The sequence below is a fragment of the Roseiarcus sp. genome (assembly GCF_052145395.1).
In the GTDB taxonomy this organism is placed as follows: domain Bacteria; phylum Pseudomonadota; class Alphaproteobacteria; order Rhizobiales; family Beijerinckiaceae; genus Roseiarcus.
In genome coordinates this window covers 1-3,033 of sequence record NZ_JBKQOT010000242.1, presented here as the reverse complement: position 1 = coordinate 3,033, position 3,033 = coordinate 1, and the positions used below count along the sequence as shown (strand labels likewise).

At 64.7% G+C, this 3,033-nt stretch carries 3 protein-coding genes; all 3 read left to right on the top strand.

Features of this window, described 5'->3' with window-relative positions; genetic code table 11:
- The coding region (kdpB, locus tag ACLP25_RS08290; protein WP_442468736.1) for a potassium-transporting ATPase subunit KdpB at positions 1 to 1,257 on the top strand (1,257 nt) is incomplete at its 5' end.
- A 17-nt stretch (positions 1,258 to 1,274) separates the two neighbouring features.
- Positions 1,275 to 1,880: a potassium-transporting ATPase subunit KdpC gene (kdpC, locus tag ACLP25_RS08285; protein WP_442468735.1), complete on the top strand. Its 606-nt coding sequence runs from the start codon at positions 1,275 to 1,277 to the stop codon at positions 1,878 to 1,880.
- A 286-nt stretch (positions 1,881 to 2,166) separates the two neighbouring features.
- A complete protein-coding gene (locus tag ACLP25_RS08280) occupies positions 2,167 to 2,904 on the top strand; it encodes a winged helix-turn-helix domain-containing protein (RefSeq protein WP_442468734.1) in 738 nt (245 codons plus the stop codon).
- The last annotated feature ends 129 nt before the right edge of the window (positions 2,905 to 3,033 follow it).

The following is a 3,033-nucleotide window of genomic DNA, read 5'->3' as shown; positions in this document are numbered from 1 at the left end:
ACGACGATCGGCGGCCTCCTGTCGGCGATCGGTATCGCCGGCATGGATCGGCTGATCCGGTTCAACGTCATCGCCACCTCGGGCCGCGCGGTCGAGGCGGCGGGCGACGTCGACACGCTGCTCCTCGACAAGACCGGCACGATCACCTACGGCAATCGCATGGCCACCGAGTTCCTGCCGGTGCGCGGCGTCCGGGCCGAGGATCTCGCCGCCGCTGCGCTCGCCTCGAGCCTCGCGGACGAGACTCCGGAAGGCCGCTCGATCGTAGCGCTCGCCAAAGGCGACTACCACCTTGCCGAGCCGACGCCAGATCCGGCCCATACCACCGTCATCCCCTTCACCGCGCAGACGCGCATTTCGGGCATCGACATCGCCGGCCGCTCGATCCGCAATGGGGCGGTCGACTCGATCCTGCGCCATCTGAAGACGGCGCTCGACAAGACTCCGGTGGAGTTCAGGCAGGCGGTCGAGCGAGTCGCGACGTCGGGCGGCACGCCACTCGCCGTCTCCGACGGCGGCAAGCTGCTTGGCATCGTGCATTTGAAAGACGTGGTCAAGCCAGGCATCAAGGAGCGCTTCGCGGCGCTCCGCGCGATGGGCATTCGCACCGTGATGGTGACCGGCGACAATCCGATCACCGCCGCCTTTATCTCGTCGGAGGCCGGCGTCGACGACTTTCTCGCCGAAGCGACTCCGGAGGACAAGCTCGCCTACATTCGCAAAGAGCAGTTCGGTGGCCGGCTCATCGCCATGTGCGGCGACGGCACCAACGATGCGCCCGCGCTCGCCCAAGCCGACGTCGGCGTCGCCATGCAGACTGGCACCCAGGCGGCGCGTGAAGCCGGCAACATGGTCGACCTCGACTCCAATCCAACCAAGCTCATCGAGATCGTCGAGATCGGCAAGCAGCTTCTGATGACGCGCGGCTCGCTGACGACCTTCTCCATCGCCAACGACGTCGCCAAGTATTTCGCCATCCTGCCCGCCATGTTCGCGGTAACCTATCCGGCGCTCGGTGCGCTCAACGTGATGCGGCTCGCCTCGTCGCAGTCGGCGATCTTGTCGGCGGTCATCTTCAACGCGCTGATCATCATCGCGCTGATCCCGCTGGCGCTGAAGGGCGTCGCCTACCGGCCAGTCGGCGCGGCGGCGTTGCTCAGGCGCAACCTGCTCATCTACGGCGTCGGCGGGCTCATCCTGCCGTTCATTGGCATCAAGGCGATCGACCTCGTCGTCGCAGCCTTGCACCTCGCCTGAATTCAAGGAGTCGTTCCATGCTCCAACATATGCGTCCCGCGATCGTGCTGATCGTTCTGTTTTCCGCGCTGACCGGCCTCGTCTATCCACTGGCGGTAACCGGAATCGCGCAGATCGCGCTGCCGCGCCAGGCCAACGGCAGCCTCATCGAGAAAGATGGCGCGGTTGTCGGCTCGGCGCTGATCGGGCAGAATTTCAAGACCGATCGCTACTTCCATCCGCGCCCGTCCGCGACCACCGACACGGACCCCAACGACGCCACCAAGACGATCGACGCGCCCTACAACGCCGCCAATTCGACCGGCTCCAACCTCGGCCCGACCTCGCAGAAGCTCGTCGACCGGGTGAAGGCGGGCGTGGAGGTCTGGCGCGCGATGGCCGGCCCCGGCCCGGTTCCCGCCGACGCGGTGACGACGTCTGCCTCCGGGCTTGACCCGGACGTTTCGCCGCAGGCTGCGCTGGCGCAGGTCGCCTCGGTCGCCAAGGCGCGCGGCCTCGACGAGGGTCAGGTCCGCCTCCTAGTCGAGGCGTCGGTCGAGAAGCCTTTTCTGGGGCTCATCGGCGAGCCGCGGATCAACATTTTGCGGCTGAATTTGGCGCTGGATCAGCTAAAGTCGTCGTAACCAACGACGAGTGCAAATGGCCCAGTCGAGCCGATCCGTCGATGGACGCACGTACTCGGACGCGCGCTTCAGGTTGGCGCTGGCTCCCCCCAGAATTCGATATTATTGGCCAACTTGACAAAGTCTCTCGCGATGCGGCGGATCCAGGGGAGACGCGCGCGATCTCGCCCCCCCGCCTGTCCAACCTCCCGCTGCGATGACGCAATCAAGAGGCCGTTGCCTCGGCGGGACTTCGGGCAGTTTCAAGGGCGCGAGTGGTTCATCGCCCCGGACGCGGATCCTCGCCTTGACCGGCGAAGTCGAATTGCACCGATTGTTGCGGTCGATCCTGGAGCCCAACTGCTGCCAGGTGATTGCGGGCGCGGTTCCTCGCGACGATTCGGCCACAAATGATCCGTTCGATGTCGTGATCGTCGATCTCGAAAGCCTCCATCTCGACGTCATTTCGCGAGTCGTGCGCGCGTATCCGGATGCGCAGATCCTCGCGATCTGCGGTGCCTATCGCGAGGCGGACTGCATCGCCGTTCTGGACATGGGCGCCGACTTTCTCCCGCGCCCCTTTCGCGCGCTAGATCTGTTGGCGCGCGTGCGAGTTGCCGAGCTGCGGCGATTCAAAGCAAAAGGGCAGCGACGATACTACCGCCGCGGGTCGTTGGTCATCGACCTGTTCGATCACGAGGTCATCCGGGCGGGTGAGCCGCTCGCGCTGTCGCCTACCGAATTGGAGATCCTGACTCTTCTTGCGCGCAGCGCAGGGAGTGTGATGACGTTCAGTCAGATCCTCGCGGGATTGGGGCGCGCGGACTCGCGAGCCGCTCGCGAAGCCTTGCGTACATTCATCCTTCGTCTGCGACGGAGAATCGAGCGCGACCCGCAGCGACCTGACTTGGTGCTAACCGAAGTCGGGGTCGGTTACCGACTCGCCGCTGCGACGGGCGATGCGTTGTATTCCGACGCTCCCACGACTCTGAGCGAAGGAATGGGTGTGCGCATTCCGGCTGCCCCGGGTGGCAGCTTCGAATGATCGCAATCCGCCATGAAGCGCCGAGGACGTCGATCCGAACGCCAGGCGTCTGCCACTCTTTAATCAATTTGAAAAAGGTCGCGGAAAATTGCTCTGGCGGAACCTCTTCATGATAAATCGCTTGTAGAA

What these genes read in the sequence shown, in the direction of transcription:
- kdpC (WP_442468735.1), top strand. Translation starts at nt 1,275, where the DNA reads ATGCTCCAACATATGCGTCCCGCGATCGTGCTGATCGTTCTGTTTTCC.